General features: G+C 61.2%; 17 protein-coding genes. 11 read left to right on the top strand and 6 right to left on the bottom strand.

The features are described 5' to 3' along the window. Positions 1–622: 622 nt before the first annotated feature. Positions 623–811: a helix-turn-helix domain-containing protein gene (locus tag ACIQ2A_RS19610; RefSeq protein WP_398482390.1), complete on the top strand. Its 189-nt coding sequence runs from the start codon at positions 623–625 to the stop codon at positions 809–811. A 125-nt stretch (positions 812–936) separates the two neighbouring features. Beyond that, positions 937–4,047, top strand: coding sequence for an ATP-binding protein (locus ACIQ2A_RS19605; RefSeq protein WP_398482388.1), 3,111 nt, complete (start codon positions 937–939; stop codon positions 4,045–4,047). An 843-nt stretch (positions 4,048–4,890) separates the two neighbouring features. Here ACIQ2A_RS19605 and ACIQ2A_RS19600 read toward each other — a convergent pair. The 3 genes from ACIQ2A_RS19600 to ACIQ2A_RS19590 form a co-directional block, all read right to left on the bottom strand. Then, complete coding sequence (locus tag ACIQ2A_RS19600) at positions 4,891–6,819, bottom strand: caspase family protein (RefSeq protein ID WP_398482386.1); 1,929 nt, start codon at positions 6,817–6,819, stop codon at positions 4,891–4,893. 538 nt (positions 6,820–7,357) lie between these two features. After that, positions 7,358–8,704, bottom strand: a complete 1,347-nt coding sequence (locus tag ACIQ2A_RS19595) for a sensor histidine kinase (protein WP_398482384.1) — start codon at positions 8,702–8,704, stop codon at positions 7,358–7,360. Next, complete coding sequence (locus tag ACIQ2A_RS19590; protein ID WP_398482382.1) at positions 8,701–9,417, bottom strand: response regulator; 717 nt, start codon at positions 9,415–9,417, stop codon at positions 8,701–8,703. The genes ACIQ2A_RS19595 and ACIQ2A_RS19590 overlap by 4 nt, the downstream gene beginning before the upstream one ends. Before the next feature lie 235 nt (positions 9,418–9,652). Between ACIQ2A_RS19590 and ACIQ2A_RS19585 the strand changes: the two genes are divergently transcribed. From ACIQ2A_RS19585 to ACIQ2A_RS19565, 5 genes are all read left to right on the top strand, one after another. Beyond that, positions 9,653–9,883: a cysteine rich repeat-containing protein gene (locus ACIQ2A_RS19585; RefSeq protein ID WP_398482380.1), complete on the top strand. Its 231-nt coding sequence runs from the start codon at positions 9,653–9,655 to the stop codon at positions 9,881–9,883. 57 nt (positions 9,884–9,940) lie between these two features. Beyond that, a complete protein-coding gene (locus tag ACIQ2A_RS19580) occupies positions 9,941–10,420 on the top strand; it encodes a hypothetical protein (protein ID WP_398482378.1) in 480 nt (159 codons plus the stop codon). Positions 10,421–10,515: 95 nt separating this feature from the next. Next, a complete protein-coding gene (locus tag ACIQ2A_RS19575; RefSeq protein WP_398482376.1) occupies positions 10,516–10,896 on the top strand; it encodes a hypothetical protein in 381 nt (126 codons plus the stop codon). Between the two features lie 86 nt (positions 10,897–10,982). Beyond that, positions 10,983–12,203 (top strand): efflux RND transporter periplasmic adaptor subunit, encoded by a 1,221-nt coding sequence (locus ACIQ2A_RS19570; protein ID WP_398482374.1) that lies wholly within the window; start codon positions 10,983–10,985, stop codon positions 12,201–12,203. Then, positions 12,200–15,364: an efflux RND transporter permease subunit gene (locus tag ACIQ2A_RS19565; protein WP_398482372.1), complete on the top strand. Its 3,165-nt coding sequence runs from the start codon at positions 12,200–12,202 to the stop codon at positions 15,362–15,364. The genes ACIQ2A_RS19570 and ACIQ2A_RS19565 overlap by 4 nt, the downstream gene beginning before the upstream one ends. On the opposite strand, the gene ACIQ2A_RS19560 is transcribed toward ACIQ2A_RS19565, so the two are convergent. Together ACIQ2A_RS19560 and ACIQ2A_RS19555 are read right to left on the bottom strand one after the other, a co-directional pair. After that, positions 15,340–16,713: an NAD(P)/FAD-dependent oxidoreductase gene (locus tag ACIQ2A_RS19560; protein WP_398482370.1), complete on the bottom strand. Its 1,374-nt coding sequence runs from the start codon at positions 16,711–16,713 to the stop codon at positions 15,340–15,342. The genes ACIQ2A_RS19565 and ACIQ2A_RS19560 overlap by 25 nt on opposite strands. Positions 16,714–16,724: 11 nt before the next feature. Then, entirely contained in the window at positions 16,725–17,126 is a 402-nt protein-coding gene (locus ACIQ2A_RS19555) for a nuclear transport factor 2 family protein (RefSeq protein WP_398482368.1), read from the bottom strand. Between the two features lie 215 nt (positions 17,127–17,341). On the opposite strand from ACIQ2A_RS19555, the gene ACIQ2A_RS19550 reads away from it, so the two are divergent. Continuing rightward, positions 17,342–18,124 carry a sulfite exporter TauE/SafE family protein gene (locus tag ACIQ2A_RS19550; protein ID WP_398482366.1) on the top strand — a complete coding sequence of 261 codons (783 nt, stop codon included), beginning with the start codon at positions 17,342–17,344 and terminating at the stop codon, positions 18,122–18,124. Between the two features lie 173 nt (positions 18,125–18,297). On the opposite strand, the gene ACIQ2A_RS19545 is transcribed toward ACIQ2A_RS19550, so the two are convergent. Continuing rightward, entirely contained in the window at positions 18,298–19,836 is a 1,539-nt protein-coding gene (locus ACIQ2A_RS19545; protein ID WP_398482364.1) for a PLP-dependent aminotransferase family protein, read from the bottom strand. 168 nt (positions 19,837–20,004) lie between these two features. Here ACIQ2A_RS19545 and ACIQ2A_RS19540 point away from each other — a divergent pair, with 168 nt between their 5' ends. The 3 genes from ACIQ2A_RS19540 to ACIQ2A_RS19530 all read left to right on the top strand — a co-directional run. Next, positions 20,005–21,651 (top strand): amidohydrolase, encoded by a 1,647-nt coding sequence (locus ACIQ2A_RS19540; protein WP_398482362.1) that lies wholly within the window; start codon positions 20,005–20,007, stop codon positions 21,649–21,651. After that, positions 21,648–22,640 (top strand): CobW family GTP-binding protein, encoded by a 993-nt coding sequence (locus tag ACIQ2A_RS19535; RefSeq protein WP_398482360.1) that lies wholly within the window; start codon positions 21,648–21,650, stop codon positions 22,638–22,640. Before ACIQ2A_RS19540 ends, ACIQ2A_RS19535 begins: the two co-directional genes overlap by 4 nt. 16 nt (positions 22,641–22,656) lie before the next feature. Next, positions 22,657–23,561 (top strand): ABC transporter substrate-binding protein (locus tag ACIQ2A_RS19530; protein ID WP_398482358.1); only part of this gene is annotated, 905 nt, incomplete at its 3' end.

Raw genomic sequence — 23,561 nt, 5'->3', positions numbered from 1 at the left:
AGCCAAAAATAACTATAATGTCAGATGCTTACGAGGCGCCTGTTGGTATAATAAAGGTCTACGGTACAGGTCTCGGTACATGTTGGCTCCGCTTCATTTTCATTGCTTAAGTTGAGCGCTTCTTTTTATTGGCCATTCTCTTGGCGCGCCTCTCCGCGCGACTGGCATCCAGTTTTCTAGTGATAAACCGTACTAGTTCCGCTCCAGAGGCATGATTGGCTCGAGCTGGTCGTACGTCACGCTGAGATAGGCCTTCATGCAGTGAAGGTTCCTTGATGACTCGGCATCGCTCTCGCATTCGTTCGATAGCTGCCAATGTCGTGAAATGCTTTCCGGCGATCAGCTCTACCTCCAGACGGCCACGCGCGATTTCCTTCCGAAGCCCCGCCACAGTGAGACCGCCCGCTGGAAATGCTACCTTGACTGCAACGTCTAGTCTCAAAGGAGTATCAGATTTGAATTCAGTCTCCTCTCTATCCACTCACCATCTCCACCGCACCTCAAGCTCCGTCAGCTTATACGTGATTCTTGAATACTATAGTCTGTAGATCTTTAGTCTTCGGAGCTTGACTATGGGAGCGTGAGCAACTCAAATGTTACGCTTGGAAAAGTTATCGCTGAGATGCGGCAATCTGCCGGTCTCTCGCAGGAGGAGTTGGCGGAAAGAGCGGCTATTCATCGGACATATGTTAGCCAAGTAGAACGAGGGCTTAAGTCCCCGACAGTTGCCACGCTTTTCCGTTTGGCTCTCGCTCTTGAGACAGCACCGAGCAAAATACTAAAGCGGATTGAAGCGAGCTTGAGCCGATAAATCCGGCTGCTTTTGTAACTCAAAAACACTTCTTAACAAGAAATTGCATCGGTAAAACTTTACAACCGATTGCGCCATCGCCTACTCTGCCAGCATTCAATAGCAAGCAGAATTGGGCGAGGAAAATGGACAAGTTATCTGCAGCCGAGCAGAGAGCATTAGCTGCGACTGAATTGCCTTCGTTTCCAATTCAGCTCCACGAAGTTCGCAGAACGGTAAAGGCGATCCTCGATCAATTTGGGCGCAACAATATTTTTGCCGAATATACAGTCCATGACTTCTCGCATGTCGAAGCCATGCTGTCTGATCTGGATTGGATCGTGCCCGAGGCAACCAAAGGAGCGATGACGCCCGCAGATTGGCTCCTAATCACACTCGCTATCTATTTCCACGACTTGGGTTTGATCGTAACAGAGGACGAATTCCAGAACCGGGATAAGGCGGATTTTACGAACTTTTGCGATAAGCATCTTTTTAATCAGAATGACGGAGCGGACTATAAGATAAAAGTTCAGGCGCTCGGCTCCGATCGAGCTGAACGCTTCTTCTATCAAGAGTTCGTGCGCTTCAATCATGCGAAACGAGTTCGCACGTGGATCGAAGGCACTCCCTCCGAAGAGCTTGGCTATGCTCGAGCGCAGAGGGACGAACTCGCTCGCCTTTTCGCAAACATCGACCCAGAGTTCAGGCGCGACCTTGCGCTGATATGCGAGAGTCATAATCTTGACGACCTCGATGACCTGGCAAAGTATAAGCCTTTCAAGCCATACGCATCAGCCCCAGCTGAAACGGCAAACCTACTCTATGCTGCGGTGTTACTGCGCACTACCGATCTCTTGCAGATAACGCGTCAACGCGCACCGTCTGTTATGTTCAGGATGATCGATCCAAAGGACCCGATCAGTCAAACAGAATGGATCAAGCAAAACGCCGTTCGCGGCGTATTCCCAAAGCCTGTGGCAGACAAAAATGGTGAAGCAAAGGCCAGTTTGCAGTCTGACACTCTGTCAGTTTTCGCGAAATACGATAATGAGAACGGCTTCTTTGGCTTAACGGCTTATCTTGCCTACGCCGGAAAACAACTTGCTTATGCCTACTCCTGTGCGCAAAAGGCGCGCTCGCAAACCACCAACAAGTTAGATTTCCCTTGGCGGGCAATCGACGACTCACAAGTGGAGGCGGTTGGCTTTATTCCGAACCCTTTCGAGTTTCAGATTGATCAAACAAAAATCTTGGATTTGCTTACGGGCCACACGCTCTACAACGACAGCTCGGTCGCAATACGAGAGCTTGTCCAAAATTCGATCGATGCCGTACGCTTACAGTGCTCGTTGAAAGGCCTAGACTCAAGCTCTCACGGAAAAGTATCAATCGGTTGGGACTCAGCTCAACGTTCGCTGACTATTGTCGATAATGGGACCGGGATGACCCAAGACATCATTGAGCGCCATCTGCTCAACGTCGGATCGTCGCGCTACCAAGACACGAAATTCAGGGAAAAGCATCCAGATTTTTCTCCAATCAGCCGTTTCGGGATTGGCGTCCTTTCAACATTTATGGTCGCGGATAATGTTCAAATAGTCACCTTCCACGAGGATCAGGAAGATGGCCGAGAGATCACTTTACGATCCGTGCACGGCAAATATCTCATTCGACTTCTGGACAAGAAGAATAGTTCCGAGTCGCGAGAAATCGGCCCTCACGGCACAAAAATCATTCTGAAGATGCGAGCCAGCTCCAAGCAAGTCAACGTTCTCCAGACCCTGAAACAATGGATACTCTTCCCTCGCTGCAACATCTCCGCGACAATCGACAACGGGACCGCCGAGAAGATCGGCTATGCATCACCTAGAGAATCTCTGGAAGCGTTCTTACAAGAAGCACAGGTTGGACTCGATCGTGAACGGGTAGAAGTTCAGGAAAAAACTTTCGGAGACACCACGCTTGCATTTGTGACTGTCTACAACAAGCATTTTAGGGACAAACAATTCCTACAGTACTCCGACTCTATGCAGCAGCGACAAACTCTAGTTCCACCAATGGGCATATGTGTCGAAGGCATTCGCGTAGAGTTTGGTTCGCCTGGTTTCTATGGAAATAGAGCTGGTCTGCTTAGCATTGTGAACTGTACCGGCCGCAATGCCCCAAAAACGAATGTCGCACGAACGTCGCTTGAGTCTGACGCTGACAAAGCAACATTGAACACGGCGGTGTTTGACGCATACCTAGAAGAAGTTCAGCAAGAGATCAGCCGCCTTCAGGCTATCGAAGGATTCTCGCTTAGCTACGCGGTAGATCAATTTCCGTGGATTGCAGGTTCTCTTTACTCTTCCAACTCTCTCGCTCAAATCGCGGACTCCTTGAAGCAGTTTCCGATGTTTATGGTAGAGGATGACGATGGTCGACGGGCTGCTTCAGTCGCCGATCTCACGGCCAGCGGCGGCTTCTGGACTGTAGAGTCGACGTCGATGAACTCCTTAATCCGACTCCTCAAAGATACGCCCGCATCAATAACCTGTAAGAATGTGGCGGCCTTTTCGAAATTTAAAGGCGCAGATCTTCCAACTGGAAACTTGGTCACAAACTCGCCGCTCTCGTCCATGCCTCGTACCCTACTAGAAGCTGGCTTCGAAATTGCGGAGCTTCGCGCCTCAATCGATGACCGTCGATTGGATACGCAGTGGAAACCAGTCGATGTAGACCACCCTCGTTGGATCAACTCTCAAGATATCGAGCAAAGTGCCGCGATTGAACTTAGAGATGAACTCCGCATGTACCGTCGATTGCGTGACGAGCGTCGATTGGGCCGCACGGGTAACATCCAGATTGCCATGAAAGATTGTGCTCAAGTGGGACTGGATGGGTATTTGGGAGTAGTCGCTCTAGGAACAGCTCGAATTCTTCCGAACAACGCTATTGCAGAGTATTTGACTTCTCTAGATTGCAAACAAAACCCGAAAAACACGCTCGCTTTCTTGATATTTGTAGATGCGCTCAGCGTGTGCTTCGGCAGACTTCGCAATAGTGGTGGGGGAATTAGGGCGCAGATTGAATATGCACTTCAGGATGCTGTCAGTCGATTAGAGCACAAAGCCAGCATAGATACCGTCGATTTCCTTAAGGCGGTCTCGCAGACAGCTGATCGGCTGACTGTATTCAATCCGTGGAGCTGGGAGCGAAATGAGTCTGGCAGCTCACACGAAGGAATCGTTTTCGACGAGGATATATATTTCTAACGCTATCGAGAGCGCGTCTTCCGACGCAAATACAACATGCATGAAAGCGAATGAAAGCGTACAAACGGTTTGCATTTGTCGCTTTTCATTTGCTTGAATTCAAGTAAACATTTGATTTTATTACATTTTTAGAACCTGCGACGTGGTCCGCTCATAACGGTCTGGTTCCAGGTTCGAGTCCTGGTGGGCCCACCAATGATTTCAAGGGGTTGAACTCCAACCCTTTCTTCGTCCTCCGGTATAACCAACGGAATAACCAATTTTTCCCGCAAGCGCGTCGGACGCGAACCAATGGCCTTGGCTGCGTTCTGCAGAGAGTCCGTGTGGTGATGACCACAAGTGTCACGCAGCGTCTTCTCACTCATGCCTAGGAATCCTGCCGCTTCCTACATGGGCGCTCCTCGCTGCCTTAGTAGTTGAATCTGCGTATGGCGGTGAATTTCCCGGCTCGTTCTATGAATTCGTTTTAATCTTCCGAGTATTCCGTCGATGGCTGACCCGCCGATTCGCACGACGTCCACATATCGAATGCAGAACGACCTTCTCTGGAATTAAGAGCCAATGTTTATCTCGGCCATTGTAAGACTGCTGTGGCAAACGAGGATCACAGTCTGCAGCAGGTCATAAGCGTGGCAAAATCAATAGATAACCAACGATATCGGCGGATCTGCGCTCCGCAAACGACGTCGAAATGACTCGGGACCGTTGATCTTCCACGCTTTGATGCGAGTGCGGGACTTTTGTTTCCCGCTCACAACGGCTGAACTGAAAGCAAATATCGCACTTCTTCATTGCCAGCTCCACCGCCGACCGGAAGATATCAGAGCTCTTTTACAAGTTCGCTCACGGACAAACCGCTGTCTGCCCATGGACAGCATGCGCGCCGGTACTAACAATCCGGCAGTTAGCAGGAACTTCCACACAAGGGTTAGTTCCATTGCAAAGATACTGTGCCCGCCCGGATCCAGCCGCCGCAGCGCGCTTCGGACTTGTCGCAGGCTGATCAGCGGTCTTTGGTGAAAGCTTAGCTTTTTGCTTATCGCCAGCAATCTTCTCGCAGCTATTATCGTCTGCAATTGCATATCCCACGCGACACGTGATCTTCTTGCACTCGTCACCACTTGCTTTGTAACCGTGCTCACATGCTAGCGGGCACACTCGTCCAGCTTTCGCCTTTACGGTATTGAGAGCATCAATACTCACAACCTTCACATCAACCTTCATGCCTGAATATCGGCTGAATTTTTCAAGGGTTTTCTGCGAATCCGTATTCCAGCTTCCGTCTATCGCGCCTGAGAAGCAACCGACCCGACGTAGCTCGACTTTGATTTGACGCGAAAGGTCGCTCACGTTCGATGGAGGTTCTACTTTTGCGTCTGGCTGAAGACTGGCGACCTGACCAACTTGCTTGGCTGCGTTATCTGACTGACTAGTTGCAGACAGCGATTCAGGCTTTTTGGTCGATGCGACTTCTGTCAACCTTCTCTCATCCTCAACCTTTTTCTGATCTGCGAAACGACGCGCCTCTTCGGCCGCTAGCAGCCGACGACGTTCGATGTCGGCACTTTTCGCTTCATCTGCCAATCTTTTCTTTTCAGCAACGATACGTGTCTCTTCCAGCGCCTTCTCGACAGCCGCAGCCTTCCGACGTTCCGCTTCAACTAATTTCGCTTCCTCAGCGGCCTTCTTACGTTCAGCAGCAGAGCGCGCTTCTTCAGCCAACTTCGCTTTTTGCGCAGCATTTGCCAACTCAGCAGCTCTAGCGCCCTCTGCAGCAAGCTTCGCCTTTTCTTCCTCGGCGGCTTTGGCGCGTTCGGCGGCGGCGATTCGCGATTCTTCGGCTAAGAGCTTGTTACGCTGAGCTTTAGCAACGGCCGTGTAAAAACCGGCAGGATAGTTTGCAATGAATGCGTCCCACACATCCTTGCTGTTTGCGGATAACGCTATTTCATAATCACGGCGTGCATCAACAGCTGGCGAGGATGAGGGCAGAACGGTAGGCGCATCTGCAGGAACCAATGAGACATCATTTCCGCCCAAGGAGCCGTAAACGTAAGGCTCCTGCTTATTTCCTGTGCTCTTCATTACATCGTCGCGGACATAGCCAAAAGCCTTGCGCAAATCGAGACCGGGCTTCGCGATGTGGTTTATGAGGGCGGCTGCAAACGGACTATTTTTGCTGTCCCCGTCCGAAGCGGTCGAACCAGCTTTAGCCGCAAATGCTATCAAAGTATTAGGACTGGAAGGCTCGACTTTTGCGAGCCCTCGACCAACAGCTCTTGTGCCAACAGTCCTCTTCATCGTTTTAGCGAAGGGATTATCGCGACAAGCGTCTAAGATCACGAGCCTCAGTTGTTTTGCGGGCTCCACAGAAACAAGTACGCGGTCTAGTGGAAACGCTTCGTCGAACACATCGACGTCTTGCTCCAGTGAAGCATCGGTCGGAATGAGGTAATTTGTACCATCGACCTCAATGCCGTGACCGGCATAATAAACGACTGCGATGTCGGCATCACGTGCCTTGTTGCCGAACTCTCTAAGAGCTCGGCGCATTTCCGCAGTCGATAGATCTTTTCGAGCATCGACGACGTCAAACTTTGCATTTTTTAGTACAGCCTCTACGGCCGACGCGTCATTGGATGGGTTAAGAAGCCGACTTACGTTCTTATAATTTGAATTCCCGATTACCAGCGCGACACGCCGCTCCGCGCTCGCGGGCTGGACGCCAAATACGATAAAAGCGAGAACGACTAATATGGGCTTGAAATACACAGCCAAGATCCTGAAAGCTCGAATAATAGCAGATATTGGAGAAATCTGCGTACCTAATATTTGCATCCACTAAATACCGCAAATACCAGAGCCGTGATGTTGGACGCGGCTTGAAACACACAGGTTCATTGCGCGGTCAGCGCCAGAGATTTTTGGCGGCAAGTCCGCAACGAAATGTATGTCGTTCGCACGGCATCTCCCTAACCAAAACCAATAGATAACCAACGATGTTGGCGAACCAACATTTCGCAAACCTCGTCAAAGCTAGTCGGGATCGTTGATTTTCCACGCTTTTACGCGAATGAGCGACTTCTGTTCTCCGCTCATAATGGTCTGGTTCCAGGTTCGAGTCCTGGGCCCACCAATAATTCCAGCACGTATCAGAAAGATGCGCCTCAATGCGGCGCGAATGATTTTGGAGGATGGCGCGGTGATCGGGGCCGCGACCGAACCAACCCGCGACACGAATCCAAGGATTTTCTGACAGCGCCGAGACGTAACTTAATTCGCCGGCGTTGCCCCAGTTCGCGCGCCTCAACTATGTTTCGAAAAGCGGTAGGCGCACCGACACGCGACCGTTCCCTGAAGCCGTATTTTCGATCGCAAGGCTGCCGTGATGAGCTTCGACGAGACCGCGTGCAATCGCCAGCCCGAGGCCGGCACCTCCGGTGTTGCGGTTTCGTGAGGTCTCGAGGCGGCTGAACGGCTCCAGCATGGCAGCGCGTTGCGCCAGGGGAATGCCAAGCCCCTGGTCATCGACGGTGAGAATAACGTTCTTTCCGGAAACTTCGCTGCGCAGATGAGCGGCGTAACCGTATTTGATGGCGTTATCGGCGAGGTTGGCGATCACCCGCCGCAATGCCAGCCGGTCGCCGAGCACGACAGCAGTGCGGCCATGCGATCCCGCCGCGAAATCGATGCGCGCGCCATTGGCCTGACGATCAGCCACTTCGCCGCGCACCAGATCGTCGATCTCGATCAGTTCCTCCGACAATTCCGCGGCACCCGCGCGGCTGGCAAGCAGCGCGTCGTCGAGCAGCCGGATCATGTCGTGGATATCGGTCATCGCACGTTCGCGCTCGGCATCGTCGGGGATTTTCTCGACCCGCAGATTGAGCCGCGTGGCGAAGGTGCGGACGTCGTGCGAGATGCCGCCCAGCATCGCCAGCCGCGAACGCAGCAACTCGCCGAGCCGGCCCTGCAACCGGTTGAAGGCCTCAATCAGCGCGCGGATTTCCGGCGCGCTGCCGCGCGCTTCCGGCAGCGGTAGCGGATTGGGCGAGAGATCGATACGGTCGACGGCCTCAGCCAGCCGGGTCAGCGGCTTGGTCTCGCGGCGCATCGCCAGTAACGCGATCAACGCGACGAAAATGCCGATGATCCCCGCGCCGAACCCGATCGGCAGACCGAGCGGGCCGCGCAGCAGGGGCGTCACGATCGCGATGGTGAGCACATCGCCGTCGCCGAGATCGATGCGCAACCGCAGAATGTCGGGCCACAAGTGGCGAAACATGCGGCGCCGCTGGGTATCGTCAAAGGTCACGTTGACCTTGCGCCCTGCCAGCGCCGCGACATAAGGCTGTGCGGTGCTGCCGCTGAAGCGCGAGCCCGGCTCCGTGGCGTCGTCGTCATTGGCGGCGCTGCGCTCGACACTGACCATGAATCCATCGGTACTGGTGGCGCGCTCGACCAGTGCGCGCCCGTCCGGCGCGGTGCGCTCCATCAGCTCGACAACCGCTACCACATGCGCGGGATCACCGATCGACTGCAGGTCATTGCTGCGGCCGCCGACATAATAGGCCGCGATGGCGGTGACCCACACCAAGGCCAGACCGCTGACCATGATCAGGCCGATACGGGCGCCGAAGGACAGGCTGCCGGTCATGCCAGCGGGCTCACATGGGCGGTCATCAGATAGCCGCCATTGCGCACCGTGCTGATCAGGTTGGAGCCGGGATGTGCAACGTCGAGCTTCTTGCGCAGGCGCGAGATCAGCATGTCGACAGTGCGGTCGAACGGCTCCGCGGAACGGCCATGGGTCCAGTCGAGGATCTGGTCGCGGGTCAGCACCCGGCGCGGCCGCTGCACGAAGCACACCAGCAGATCGAATTCGGCGCTGGTCAGCGCCACCGCCTCACCGTCCTGGGTCGTCAACTGGCGCGCATCGATATCGATCGCGAAGGCATCGAAACCGTAGCGGCGATTGTCCGGCGCCTGCGGCACCGGCCGGGTCCGGCGCAGGATCGCGCGGGCGCGCGCCAGCAATTCGCGCGAGCTGAACGGCTTGGCGAGATAATCGTCGGCGCCCATTTCGAGGCCGACCACGCGGTCGATCTCGTCGCTCTTGGCGGTCAGCATCAGGATGGGAATGGTGCTGCTGGCGCGCAGCCGCCGGCAGATCGCCAGACCGTCCTCGCCGGGCAGCATCAGATCGAGAATCATCAGATCGGGATGCAGCCGCGCCAGCACCTCGTCCATGGCCCTGCCGTCTTCGGCAATCTCGATGGCAAACCCTTCCTGGATCAGGAGGTCGCGCACCAGTCGACGGATTTCCGGATCGTCCTCGACAATGAGAATGGTGGGCTGCGGCACTGTCATGCCGCCTGTTTCCAACAATGACGCGCGATCGGCAAGCCGCAGAACGGCGTTTTTACAAACTGTTACGCGACATAAGGGCCGCCCTCGCGGCTGTTACATCCCGTCTACAAACCAACACAAAACATTGCGCGGCATCGAAACGCGATCCACATCGGCCGGCTAGATGTCTCTCCGTCAGGACGCGATCCACCGTCGTGCACTGACGTTTCGAACATCCCAATGTGAGAACGAGAACATGAAAAAATCCGTCTACAAGACTTTTGCCGCGCTCGCGCTGCTCACGACCCTGCCCGCCGTTGCCCATGCGCAGGCACAGTCGCCGCGTGCGGCCTGCCGCGCCGACTTCAACAAGTTCTGCGCCACCGTCGCGCCGGGCGGCGGGCGGATCGCGGCCTGCCTCAAGGAAAAGGCCGACAAGCTGTCGCCGGAATGCAAGGACGCCCTGAAGTCGGCCAAGGCGGAATAGGCGCTGCCCGACCCAGCCGGCAATCCAGTTCCTGACAATCCCGATGAGGATAACGATATGAAGAAGTTTCTGACGCGGTCGGCGCTTGCCGCGATGTTGTCGCTCGTGACCATGGCCGAAGCCAATGCCTGGTCGCGCAGCGGCACGGTGACCCGCACCGGCCCCAACGGCAACAGCGTCACCCGCAGCGGCGCAGTCGGATGTGCCGGTGGCGTTTGCGCGGGCAAGAGCACCGTCACCGGCCCGCGCGGCGGCTCGGTGACGCGCGCCGGTGTCGCCACGCGCGGTCACTATCATGGTCACCACCATCATCCCGGCCGGGTTGCCGCGGGTGTTGCCGTGGGCGTCGCCGCCGGAACGGCGGTTGCGCGCTCGGCCTATGCCTCGACGGCGCCGGTCTATGTCGCGCCACGCGTGGTCTACGCGCCGCGGCCGGTCGTCTACGCACCGCGTCCCTACTACTATTCGCGTTACTATTACGGCTCCGCCTATCGGCCCTATTACGCGGCCCACGTCGCCTACTACCGCCCATACTGAGGAGCTGCGCCGCGCGCGCTGCTCACTTTCGAGTACCGGGGATCTGGCAGTGCCATCCCCGGTGCCACGTGCTGCTCGGGACAAGGACATGCCGAATGGATAGCGAACCACGACAATGGACAGGAATTGGCTGGGTACTGGTGGCGGGATGTCTCGCCTTGGCGATCTGTTGTGGACTGTCGGCCACCCTGGCCCAGAATAACCGCATGACGCCGCGGCCGGTGCGCGCCGATATGACGACGGTGGTACCAAGAGCCTGCTTGAGCGAGTTTTACGCCTATCTGAAGGTCGCCGATACAGCCAGAGAGCTTGGATCGGACCGCGACATTCTCGATTTCGCGCTCGACCGATTGCACACAGGTCTCGTCGCCTGTCTCACGGATGACGACACACCGGAGCCTGCCAGCGAAGCCGCGCTGGTGGATGGCCAGCGACACCGGATCGTCGCCTCGCATGCGCAGCCGTTTGCTGCATAGACATTGCCATGCGCCGGCGGCTCGCCGCGTCACGTTGGCTTGCACTCATTTCCTGCTTCATGTCCGACCATCGACGGAGTCGCCGCGTGCCTGCCTTTGCTTTCCGTTATTCCACTAGTCCGGCATTCGTGCGGGACAGGCATTTGCCTGCGCGCCGCGTGTGCCTCGCCATCGCGCTTCTGACACTGCCGGCCATGGTTGCCGGCTGCGGGCCGCGCAACTCCTACCAGGCGCCGCCGCCGCCCGAGGTCAAGGTGCAGGCGCCGGTGCAGCGCGACGTGACCGAATATATGGAATTTACCGGCCAGCTCGTGCCGGTGAAGTCGGTCGGCGTCGTCGCGCGCATCCAGGGCTTTCTGGAGTCGATCGGCTACGAGGACGGCACCACCGTCAGGCAGGGCCAAACGCTGTTCACCATCGAACCCGCGCCCTACCGGGCCAAGCTCGAGGAGGCCGAGGCAAATCTCGCAGCGTCCCAGGCCAAGGCGCTGTTCGCCACCCAGCAGAACGAGCGCTATGCGACGCTGGCGAGCCGTGAGGTCGCCTCGCAGATGCAGGCCCAGCAATCAACCGCCGACCTGAACGCGGCCAAGGCCTCGACCCAGCAGGCCAAGGCCGCCCTCGACCAGGCCCGCATCAACTACTCCTATACAAAGGTCACCGCCCCGTTCGACGGGGTGATGACCAATCATCTGCAAAGCGTCGGCGCCCTGGTGGGAACCGAGCAGACGGCGCAGCTGGCCACCCTGCTGCAGATCAACCCGATCTGGGCCAAATTCACCGTCAACGAGGGCGACGCCATCCGCGTGCGTGGGCTGGTGGCCGCGGCCGGCAAGACCGAGGCCGACCTGCGCACGTTGCCGGTCGATGTCGCGATGCAGGGCGAGCACGGATTTCCCCATCGCGGACAGCTCGATTACGCCGCGCCCGCGGTCGATCCGGCCACCGGCACGCTGTCGGTGCGCGCCATCCTGCAGAATGCCGATCGCGCGCTGCTGCCCGGCGCCTTCGTCAAGGTCCGGATTCCGGCCCGCAAGAGCAAGAACGCGCTGCTCGTCCCCGACACCGCACTGGGCAACATCCAGGGCACGCCGACGCTGCTGGTGGTCGATGCCGACAACAAGGTCGAGCAACGGATGGTCGAGACCGGCGGCCGCGAGGGCGAGCTGCGGATCATCCGCAGCGGCATTGCCGCCGGCGACCGGGTCATCGTCACGAATGCGCAGCAGGTCGCGGTCGGTCAGACCGTCGCGCCGCACGACAGCGCAGCCCCCGCGATACCTGCCACACCGGACAGCAAACCATGATCTCGCGCTTCTTCATCGACCGCCCCGTCTTCGCCAATGTCATCGCGCTGCTGATGCTGCTGATCGGCGCCGTATGCCTGCTGCGCCTGCCGGTCGCGCAATATCCCAATGTGGTGCCGCCCACCGTGCAGGTGACGGCGACCTATCCCGGCGCCAATGCCGCCGTCATCGCACGCACGGTGGCGCTGCCGATCGAGCAGCAGGTCAATGGCGTCGGCGGCATGCTCTATATGCAGTCCTACAGCACCGACAGCGGCACCTACACGCTCACGGTGACCTTCGAGATCGGCACCGATGTCGACCAGGCCCAGGTGCTGGTGCAGAACCGCGTGTCGTCGGCGCTGGCCTCGCTGCCGAGCAGCGTGCAGACCCAGGGCGTCAAGGTCGACAAGCGCTCGACCTCCATTCTCGGCTTCGCCGCCCTCGCCTCTCCCGACAACAGCCGCGACGGCCTGTTCCTGAGCAACTATGCCTCGATCAATCTCGTGAATGAACTGTCGCGCCTGCCCGGCGTCGGCAATGTCACCGTGTTCGGTGCCGGCCAGTACGCGATGCGGGTCTGGATGGACCCGCAGCAGCTCCGCGCCCGCAATCTCACCGCCGGCGACGTGGTCGGCGCGCTGCAGCAGCAGAGCCAGGTGGTGCCGCTGGGCCAGCTCGGCGGCCCGCCGGTGCCGAACGGGCAGGCATTCCAGCAGACGCTCGAAGTCCGCTCCAGCCGCTTCAGCGATCCCGGCGAATTCGGCGAGATCGTGGTCAAGGCCGCACCGGAGAATGGCGGCCAGATCGTGCGGCTCAAGGATGTCGCCCGGATCGAACTGGGCGCACAGACCTACAGCCAGGGCTTCAAGCTCGACGGCGCACAGGCGGCCGGCATCGCCATCGCGCAGGATCCAAGCGCCAATGCGCTCGACGTGATGAACGCGGTGAAGACCCGCATGGCGGAACTGTCAAAAACCTTCCCGCCGGGCGTCAGCTACCAGATCCCGTTCGACACCACCCGCTTCGTCGATGCCGCCATCCATGAGGTCTATGTGACGCTGATCGAGACCGGCGTGCTGGTGCTGGCGGTCATCCTGCTGTTCCTCGGCGACTGGCGCGCCATGATGGTGCCGGCCACCACGGTGCCGGTCACGGTGATCGGCGCCTTCGCGGTAATGGCGGCGCTCGGCTTCACGGTCAACATGTCGACCCTGTTCGCGCTGGTGCTGGCGATCGGCATCGTGGTGGACGACGCCATCGTCGTGGTCGAGGGCGCCGCCCACGGCATCGAGAGCGGGCTGTCGCCGCATGATGCCGCAGGTTCGGCCATGGATCATCTGCTCGGCCCGATCATCGGCATCACGCTGGTGCTGATCTCGGTGTTCCTGCCGGCCGCGTTCCTGCCCGGCCTGACCGGCCAGATCTTCGCGCAATTCGCGCTGGTGATCGCCGCGACGGCACTGCTCAGCGCGGTGAATGCCGTGACACTGAAGCCGACGCAATGCGCAACCTGGCTGAAGCCGCATGATGCGTCCGCCCGGCCCGGCCGGTTCCGGCGTGGCTTCAACAAGGTCTATGGTGCCGTCGAGCGGCGCTATACAGCGCTGGTGACAAAGCTGGTCCGCCACAGCATCGCAACCACGCTGGCCGGCGTTGCAATCGTCACGCTGGCGGTGGTGGGCCTGACGCGGCTGCCTACCGGCTTCCTGCCGCTCGAGGACCAGGGCTATTTCCTCGTCAGCGTGCAATTGCCGAGCGGTGCCTCGCTCGAGCGCACCAATGCGGCACTCGATCGCATCAGCGGCAAGCTGCGCAAGGTCGGCGGCGTCGACAACACGCTGTCGATCGCCGGCGTGTCCGCCACCGACGGCAATGCGTCACTGGCCAATGCCGGCGCGATCTATATCGTGCTGAAGGACTGGAGCGAGCGCGGCAAGAGCGAAAACCTGCCGAACATGTATGGCGCGCTGACCAGGGCCGTTGCCGATGTCGACGACGCCAAGGTCCTGGTGATCCCGCCGCCCGCCATCCAGGGCATCGGCAACAGCGGCGGTTTCACCATGCAGGTGGAGCTGCGCGACAACACGCTGGACTGGCAGCGGCTGTCGCAGGTCACCGACGCCATGCAGCGCAATGCGCAGGGACAATCCGGCGTGCAGCGGACCAATGCCAGCTTCCGCGCCGATGCGCCGCAGATCGGCCTGACCGTCGACCGCCTCAAGGCAGCCACGCTGCAGGTCGCGGTGGATGACGTGTTCTCGACCCTGTCGGCATCGCTCGGATCGAGCTTTGCCGGGCGCTTCGATCGCTTCGGCCGCACCTTCCAGGTGTTCGCCACCAATGACGGCACGGCACGCACCGACCTGCAGCAGGTGTTCGATCTCACGGTCCGCAATGCACAGGGCAATATGGTGCCGCTGGGATCGCTGCTGTCGGTCACCCGCAGCAGCGGGCCGTCGCTGGTCAGCCTGTATAATCTCTATCCGAGCGCGACCATCCTCGGCGCGCCGGCCCCCGGCTTCAGCTCCGGCGACGTGCTCGGCATCATGGATGCCGTGGCCAAACGCACATTGCCGGCCGGCACGGCGCATGAATGGACGGCGATGTCGTATCAGGAGAAGGCCATCGCGGGTCAGATCTATCTGGCACTCGGACTGGCGCTGCTGCTCGTCTATCTGGTGCTGGCCGCGCAATATGAGAGCTGGTGGACGCCGGCGTCGATCCTGCTGGCCGTCCCGCTCGCGCTGGTGGGCCCGGTGCTGACCATCGCGGCGCTCGGCATCAATGTGAATCTCTATTCGCAGATCGGACTGATCCTGCTGGTCGCGCTCTCCGCCAAGAACGCGATCCTGATCGTCGAAGTCGCCCGCAAGCGCCTTGAAGGCGGCGAGAGCCCGATCGATGCCGCAGTCGCAGCGGCGCGCGAACGCTTCCGCCCGATCATGATGACCTCGATCGCCTTTGCCGCCGGCGTGGTGCCGCTGATGCTCGCAACGGGCGCCGGGGCAAATGCACAGCGCTCGATCGGAATCGTGACCTTCTCCGGCATGCTGTCGTCGACATTGCTGGTCGTCGTGCTGACGCCCGCGACCTATGTCGTTGCCCGGCAGGTGGAGAACTGGGTCCACGGCGCGCGCAGCAAGCGCGTGAGCGCCTATGCCGCCTCGTCGCGCGACTGATAGAGCTTGTACAGCATGCGCTGGCCAATGCGGCGGAACGGCGCAAACGGATGTGTCGGCAGCGGCGAGGTGAAGATCGGCAGGTCCTCGCCCTTGAAGCTCTTGCCCCCGATCATTTCGGCCATGCGGCGGCCGGCCTGCGCCGAATAGGACACGCCGTTGCCGCCATAGCCCAGCGCATAGAACAGCGTCTGCGAAGGATCGGGCCGGAAGATGCGTGGCATCATGTCGTGGCTGACATCGACCCAGCCCCACCACGAGTAATCGATCTCGATGCCCTTCAACGCCGGGAACTTGCGGTGCAGGCCATCGATCAGGAGCTGCAGATGCTTCTGGTTGGCGGCATCGGCGCCTGTGATGGCGCTGCGGCTGCCGATCTGCACCCGGTTGTCCGGCAGCCGGCGATAATAGAACCGCAGCGTACGCGTATCGGTGATCACCTGCGTGGTCTTGAAACCAGTCGCTTCCAGCTCCGTTTCGGTGAGCGGCCGCGTCACGATGGAATTCGACATGATCGGCATGCAGCGGCCACGCAGGAACGGCGTCAGGCCGAGCGACGTATAGGCACCGGTCGCGATGCCGACGGCGCGGGCACGCACCGTGCCGCCGGGCGTGCGCAGATGATGCACGCCGCCGCGCGTCGTGATCTCCAGTACCGGACTGCCCGGATGCACCTTCGCGCCGAGCTCGCGCGCCATGCGCTGGTAGCCGAAGGCAAGCTTCGCAGGATGCACGCCGGTGCCGAGCGGCTCATGCACCGCGCCGACGCATTCCGCCTCGTTGACGTAGTCGCGGCGCACCTCTTCGGCCGACAACACGCGGGTCTTGTAGCCGAACACCTCGTTCTGCACCTTCGACTCGGCTGCGATCTTGTCCAGCATGCGCTGGCGATGGGCGAGATAGAGATGGCCGCCGCGCTGCGGCTCGCAATCGATGCTGCCCGAGGTGATCAGTTCCTCGAACGTCTCAAAACCGTCCTGCACTTCCGCATGCAGGCGCAGCGCCACGTCGCGGCCCCAGCGCTCGATCCATTGCGAGCGCGACAGCCGGCCCGATGCATTCTGCCCCTGCCCGCCATTGCGCGTGCTACAGCCCCAGGCGACGCGGTTGGCTTCGAGCACCACCGCCTTGATGCCGAATTCGCGCGCCAAAAAGATCGCGCAGGCAAGCCCCGTATAGCCCGAGCCGATGATCGCAACATCGGCGTCGAGATCGCCGGTGATCGGGCCGTCGTCCTCGGGCAGCGTGCCGGCGGTGGCCAGCCAATAGGTCGGCGCGTAGTTGCGGTTGGTGCCGGGGCCGGGCGAGACGAGCGGATCGTGATGCTGGTCGTAGGGCGCGATCGACATGGACAGCTTCCTTACGATGCAGGTTTGGCCGGCAGCGCCGGCCGGTCCTTGCGGAAGGCGCTCTTGCGCGAGAGCTTGTCGCCCTTGAAGGTGAAGAGATCGCAGCCCTCGGCCTCGATGCGCGTACCATTGGCGGCCGTCCCGCGAAAGATCCATTCCGACAGGCCGCGATCGCCGAACACGCTGTGCGACGTGCAGGTCCAGCTCACATCGGGCATGCCGCCCCACACCTTCTCGAACGCCGCCTTCACATCCGCCGTGCCGGTGATGCGGTTGCCATACATCTCCGCACCGACCGCGGTGTCAAAGACGATGTCGTCGGTCATGCAGGCCATCACGCCATCGGCATCGTGGCGGTTGAACGCCTCGAACAGCGTGACGAGAAGCTGGTGGCGCGCGGACGACTCGGACATTGCAAGGCTCTCTCGATCGTTGAAGCAGGCATCGGCACATGGCCGATCATGACCATGAGGGTGCCAGCGGTGATGCGCCGCGATTAGGGCCAGTTGCGCCGAACCAACCGGCCAGAGCCGGCCGGATCTGGACCAAACATTGGCCAGCGCTGGCCCTGCACCTTCGGGCGCAGACCGCCATGGTGGCGCCATGGCAAGGGACGGAACCGACTGACATGCATGACCTCGTGATCGCGATCGGCCATCTCGGCGCGGCGCTGACACCAAAGCTGGTTCTGCTCTCCATCGCCTCCATCTTCGTCGCCGCCGTGCTGCGCGGCTATACGGGTTTCGGCTTCGCGCTGGCCGCCGTGCCGCTGCTGAGCCTGTTCATGACCCCGACCGAAGCCGTGCCGGTGGCGATCGGCCTGCAGCTCGCCGGCAGCCTGCTCGACTTCCGCAAGGCGTCGCAGGCCTGCGACTGGCCCTCGCTGCGCTGGCTGATGCTCGGCGCACTGATCGGCTCGCCGCTGGGCACGCTGATCCTGAGCGCGATCTCGGCACCGGCCGCCCGGCTGGCGATCAGCGCCATCACATTGCTGGCGGTGTTCGCGCTGCAGCGCGGTTTCGCCTTGCCCGAGAATCCCCCCCGCCCGCTGACCTCGATCACCGGCTTTTTCTCCGGCCTGTTCAACGGCCTTGCCGCGATGCCCGGCCCGCCGGTGGTGGCCTATTACATGTCGCTGCCGATGCCGCGCCGGGCGGCACGGGCGTCCCTGATGGTGTTCTTCCTGATGACCTCGATCACCGCGACGGTGAGTTTTGTCGGCGTCGGGCTGATGAACCTGCACACCGTCGGCCTGTCGCTGCTCGGCCTGCCGGTGATGTGGCTCGGCACCCGGCTCGGCGAACTGGCGTTCCGCCGCGGCAGCGAGGCGATGCACCGTCAGGTGTCGATCGCAAGCCTCGGCGCCATCGCGCTGGTCAGTGCGGTGAAAGGGATTGGCGAATTGACGTAGCGAAGGCGGCCTTCTTCACCTCTCCCCTACCGGGGAGAGGTCGCGCGCCCTTGCGCGCGGGTGAGGGGGCTGGTGACGTCGGAGCGTGTGGCCCCCCTCACCCGCCCCGGCTACGCTGCGCTTCGCCGTGTCGACCTCTCCCCGGTGGGGAGAGGTGATCGCGCGTCGCTGCGCTATCCCGGCCGCGCGATGATGCGGCCGAGGCGTTCGATGCCGGGCTCGATGCGGTCGTTGCGGATCGACGAGAAGCCGAGCCGGAAGCTGTTGGCATGGCTGCCCTTGGTCATCGCAAAGACGTCGCCGGGCTCGATCACCACCCCTTCGGCCAGCGCGGCCTTGGCCAGTTCCGTGGCATCAACGCCGTCCGGACACGTCACCCAGTAGCTGGTGCTGCCGACGCCGCGTTTGAAACTGCAGCCGGAAAGATGCTGCGGCAGCAACCGGTCGAGAATACGCGCCCGCTCGAGCAGCACGCGGGACACCCGCTGCAGATGCGAGCGATAATGACCGAGGCCGATGAACAGCGCGGCCACGCGCTGGTTGTTCAGCGGCGGATGCCGCAGCATCAAGCGCCTGAGCGCGCGCAGTTCGCGGATCACCGGCGCCGGCGCGGCCACATAGCCGAGCCGCAGCCCCGGTGCCAGCGCCTTGGACAGACTGCCGACATAGAGCACGCGGTCGTTGCGATCGAGGCTCATCAGCGGCGGCAGCGTCGGCCCTTCCTGGATCAGCTCGCTTTCGTAATCGTCCTCGATCAGCACGATGTCGCGCTCCTGCGCCTTGCGCAGCAGTTCGAGACGCCGCGCCTCCGGCATCACGGACGTCGTCGGACACTGATGCCCAGGCGTGACATAGGCCAGGTCGCAGCTCTCGAAGCCCGCATCGGGCACCATGCCGTCGCCATCGACCGTCAGTGGCACGATATTTTCGGTCAGCATGCCGAAGATATTGCGGGCGTCCGGATAGCCGGGATCCTCCATACCGACCCGCGTGCCCTGCTTGATGAACAGCCGGGCGATCAGATAGAGCGCATGCTGGGCGCCCATGGTCATCATGATCTCGTCCGGCCGCGCGCGAATGCCGCGCCGTGGCAAGACCTGCAGCCGGAGTTGCTCGATCAGCGCCGGATCGTCCGCATCGATCAGGTCGCGGGCCCAGTTGTTGATCTCGGGCACGCTGAGGGCTGCGCGCGCGCTTTCGCGCCAGTCATTGGTCGGGAACAGGCTGGGATCGAACTGGCCGAAGATGAACGGATACGGATAGTCCTGCCAGTTGAGCGGCTTGACGATATTGCGGTTGGCCGAGGGGCGCACGGCGAACCGTTCCGCCCAGCGCGCCGTGCCGGCATCGTCAGGCGCGGCGCGCAGATCGCGCTGGGTGTCGAGATGCTTGGGCAGGCCCGCGACAAAAAAGCCGCTGCGCTCGCGCGAAACGAGGAAATTCTGATCGACCAGCTGCTCATAGGCGATCACGACGGTATTGCGCGACACTTCGAGCAATGTCGCCAGTTCGCGGCTCGACGGCATGCGGACGCCAAGTGCAAGGCGGCCTTCCTCGATCGCCGTGCAGATCAGCTGGCGGATCTGCAGCTGCAGAAACGGCCCGCGCCGGTCCAGCCCCTGGAACAGGGAGCCCCAGAACAGCGCATCGCCGATTCCCGACGATACCGGGCGACCTTCCGCCGCCTTCGTCGATCTGCCGGGATTTGCCATTCACCACTCCAACCTGAACCAGAACCCAACTTTCTCACGAAGCAAGAGCCGCGCCAGCCAGCCATTCGGCCAGCGCAGATGGCTGGCCCCATTCGTGCATCCGATCTGGCGCTGGCTCGGCGCCATAACTGGCCTCACGCTCCCGTGACGGAAATCGAGGATGATCAAGTGAGCCACGATACGGTTGTTTTCTCCGCCCGCAAGATCGTGACCATGAATCCGTCACGGCCCGTGGCCACCCATGTTGCGGTGCGCGAGGGCCGGATCGTCGCGGTCGGCAGTCTTGACGAGATCGGCCCTCTCGGCGGCGGCAAGGTCGACGACCGTTTCAAGGACAAAGTGCTGTTGCCCGGTTTCGTCGAGGGCCACAGCCACATCATGGAAGGCATGATGTGGTCGCTGCCTTATGTGGGCGCATTCGATCGCCGCGCGCCGGACGGCAAGGTCGTCCAGGGCGTGCCGACCATCGACGCAATCGTCGAACGACTGCAACAGGCCGAGCGCGCGATGACCGATCCGGAGGCGCCGCTGTTCGCCTGGGGGTTCGATCCGCTGCATATCGGCAGCATCTCGCTCACCCGCCAGGATCTCGATCGTGTCTCGACGACACGGCCGATCATGGTGGTGCATGCCTCGTTCCATATCAGCAATGTCAACTCGCTGGTGATGCAGCGCGCAGAACTCGACCGCACCACCAATATTTCCGGCGTGGTGATGGGCAAGGACGGCGAGCCATCGGGCGAAGTTCAGGGCATCGCCGCGCGTTTCCGCGTGTTCCGCGTGCTGGGCACCAATCCGCTGTCGGGCAATCTCACCGCCGAGGACGTCAACCGATACGCCTCGTCCTGCTGCGTGCAGGGCGTGACCACCGTGACCGACCTGCATAATGATCTCGCCGATCTCACCGTCGAGGTCTATCGCGCCGCCAGCCGCCGCGCGGATTTCGCGGTCCGCCTCGTGCCGGCCATGGCGTCGGTGTCGCACAGCCCGGAAGCCGGCGTCGCCAAGATCAAGGCGCTGCAGGCGTCGAATAACGACAAACTGCATTACGGCATCGTCAAGCTGGTGGTCGACGGCTCGATCCAGGGCTTTACGGCGCGGCTGCGCTGGCCTGGCTATCACAACGGCGCGCCCAACGGCCTGTGGTACATCGCGCCGGAGGAGTTGCCCGGCATCGTCGCCGCCTATCATGCCGCCGGCATCCAGATGCACATCCACACCAATGGCGACGAGGCCACCGAAGTGGCGCTCGATGCTGTCGAGGCCGCGCAGATCGCAACGCCGATGCCGGATCATCGCCATACGCTGCAGCATTGCCAGATGGCCGATGCCGCGCAGTTCAGGCGCATGAAGACGCTCGGCATGTGCGTCAACCTGTTCGCCAATCACGTCTATTACTGGGGCGACTCGCATTACGACCTCACCATGGGACCGGAACGCGCCAACCGTCTCGACGCCACCGGCACCGCGCTGCGCCTGGGCGTACCGTTTGCGATCCATTCCGACGCGCCGGTGACGCCGCTGAGCCCGCTGTTCACGGCGTGGTGCGCCGTCAATCGCGTCACGTCCTCGGGCCGCGTGCTCGGCAAGGAAACCGAGGCGCTGACCGTGCAGCAGGCGCTCAACGCCATCACCATCGACGCCGCCTATACGCTGAAGCTCGACCATATGGTCGGCAGCATCGAGACCGGCAAATATGCCGACTTCGTCGTGCTCGACGCCGATCCGCTCGAGGTCGCGCCGGAAGCGATCAAGGACATCAACGTCTGGGGTACCGTGGTCGGCGGCACGGTCCGGGAGGCGCCTCGGGCATGACGGCGACGCCGCGCATCACAACACCCGTGACGGTGATCGGCGGCTTTCTCGGCGCCGGCAAGACGACCTATCTGAACCATCTGCTGCGCGCCGCCAGCGGCCGCTATGCCGTGCTGGTGAACGATTTCGGCGCCGTGAATATCGATGCGGCGCTGATCGCGCGGCATGACGGCGAGACCATGACGCTGGCCAATGGCTGCGTCTGCTGCAGCATCGGCAGCGGCTTCCTCGATACGCTCGGCCGCATTCTCGACGACGGCACCAGCTTCGATCACATCATCATCGAGGCCTCAGGCGTCGGCGATCCCTGGCGCATCGCCGAGATCGCGCTGGTGGAACCGAGCCTACGGCTCAATGCGGTGATCGTGCTGGCCGATGCGTCGCGCATCGTGACGCTGCTCGGCGATGCCCGCGTCGGCGATACGGTGCGCGGGCAGTTCGACCGCGCCAGTCTTGTTCTGCTCACCAAGGTGGATCTGCTGGATCGCAGCGCGGCCGATGCTGCGCGGAGCACGATCGCGGCGCTGCGCCCGGGCGTCGCGGTGATCGAGACGACCGAGCACACGCTGCCGGCCCTGCCGGACGGCGCGTTCAGGCCGGCGTCGCGCTTCGCCGCCACGGCTGCGGATCATGCCGATCACGAGCAGAAATTCCGCCGCTGGTGCTATGCCCGCAACGGCGCGTTCGACCGCGATATGCTTGCCGACGCCCTCAAGGCACTGCCCCCGCAATTGCTGCGCCTGAAAGGTCCGTGCCGGATCGCCGGCGACGCGTCGCCGGCGCTGCTGCAGATGGTCGGCCAGGACTGGACGCTGTCACCGCTGCCCGATGGCATGATGACCGGGGACGACATTCTGCTGGTCGGCGTCGGCACCGACGCGCTTCCCGATACGGTCACGCTCGATGCGATCCTCGACGCCGCGCTCGCTGCACCGACACTGATGACAACGGCGGACACCAACCGCCGGCAAGCCGCATTCACCCTCTGAGAGAAGGACACCTGCCATGTCTCCGACCTGGTCTCGACGACCCCGCTCGCTGAAAGCCTCTCTTCTGACTGCAGCCCTCGGCCTTGCGCTGGTTGCGACCGCTGTCACGCCGAGCACACGGCCCGCAATGGCCGCCGATGGCGGCACGCTGGTGGTCGCCTCCACGCAGGTGCCGCGTCATTTCAACGGTGCGGTGCAATCCGGCCTCGCCACCGCGATGCCGTCGACGCAGATTTTCGCAAGCCCGCTGCGCTATGACGACAACTGGAATCCGCAGCCTTATCTTGCCAAGTCGTGGGACGTGGCGCCGGACGGCCTCTCGGTCACGCTGAAGCTGGTCGATAACGCGCTGTTCCATGACGGCAAGCCGGTGACCTCGGAGGACATCGCCTTCTCGATCATGACCATCAAGGCCAACCACCCGTTCCAGAGCATGCTGGCCGCGGTGGACAAGGTCGAGACGCCGGACCCGCTCACCGCCGTCATCCGCCTCAAGCATCCGCATCCGGCGCTGCTGCTGGCGATGTCGCCGGCGCTGATGCCGATCATCCCGAAGCACATCTATGGCGACGGCCAGGACGTGAAGGCGCATCCGGCCAACCTGAAGCCGGTCGGCTCCGGCCCCTATCGCCTCACCGAATACAAGCAGGGCGAATATTACACGCTGGAGAAGTTCGACAAGTTCTTCATCGCCGGCCGGCCGAAGCTCGACAAGATCGTGGTCAAGCTTGTCTCCGACAGCAATGCCGCCGTGGTCTCGCTGGAGCGCGGCGACGTCAACGTGCTGCCATTCATCTCGAATACCCGCGACATCGATCGCATCGAGAAGATGCAGAACATCACCATTACCGACAAGGGCTTTGCCGGCGTCGGTCCGATCAACTGGCTTGCCTTCAACACCAAGAAGAAGCCGTTGGATGA

Source organism: Tardiphaga sp. (assembly GCF_044336785.1).
GTDB lineage: Bacteria > Pseudomonadota > Alphaproteobacteria > Rhizobiales > Xanthobacteraceae > Tardiphaga.
Note: the sequence above shows the minus strand (reverse complement) of the source record. Positions and strands in the feature narration are given on the sequence as shown.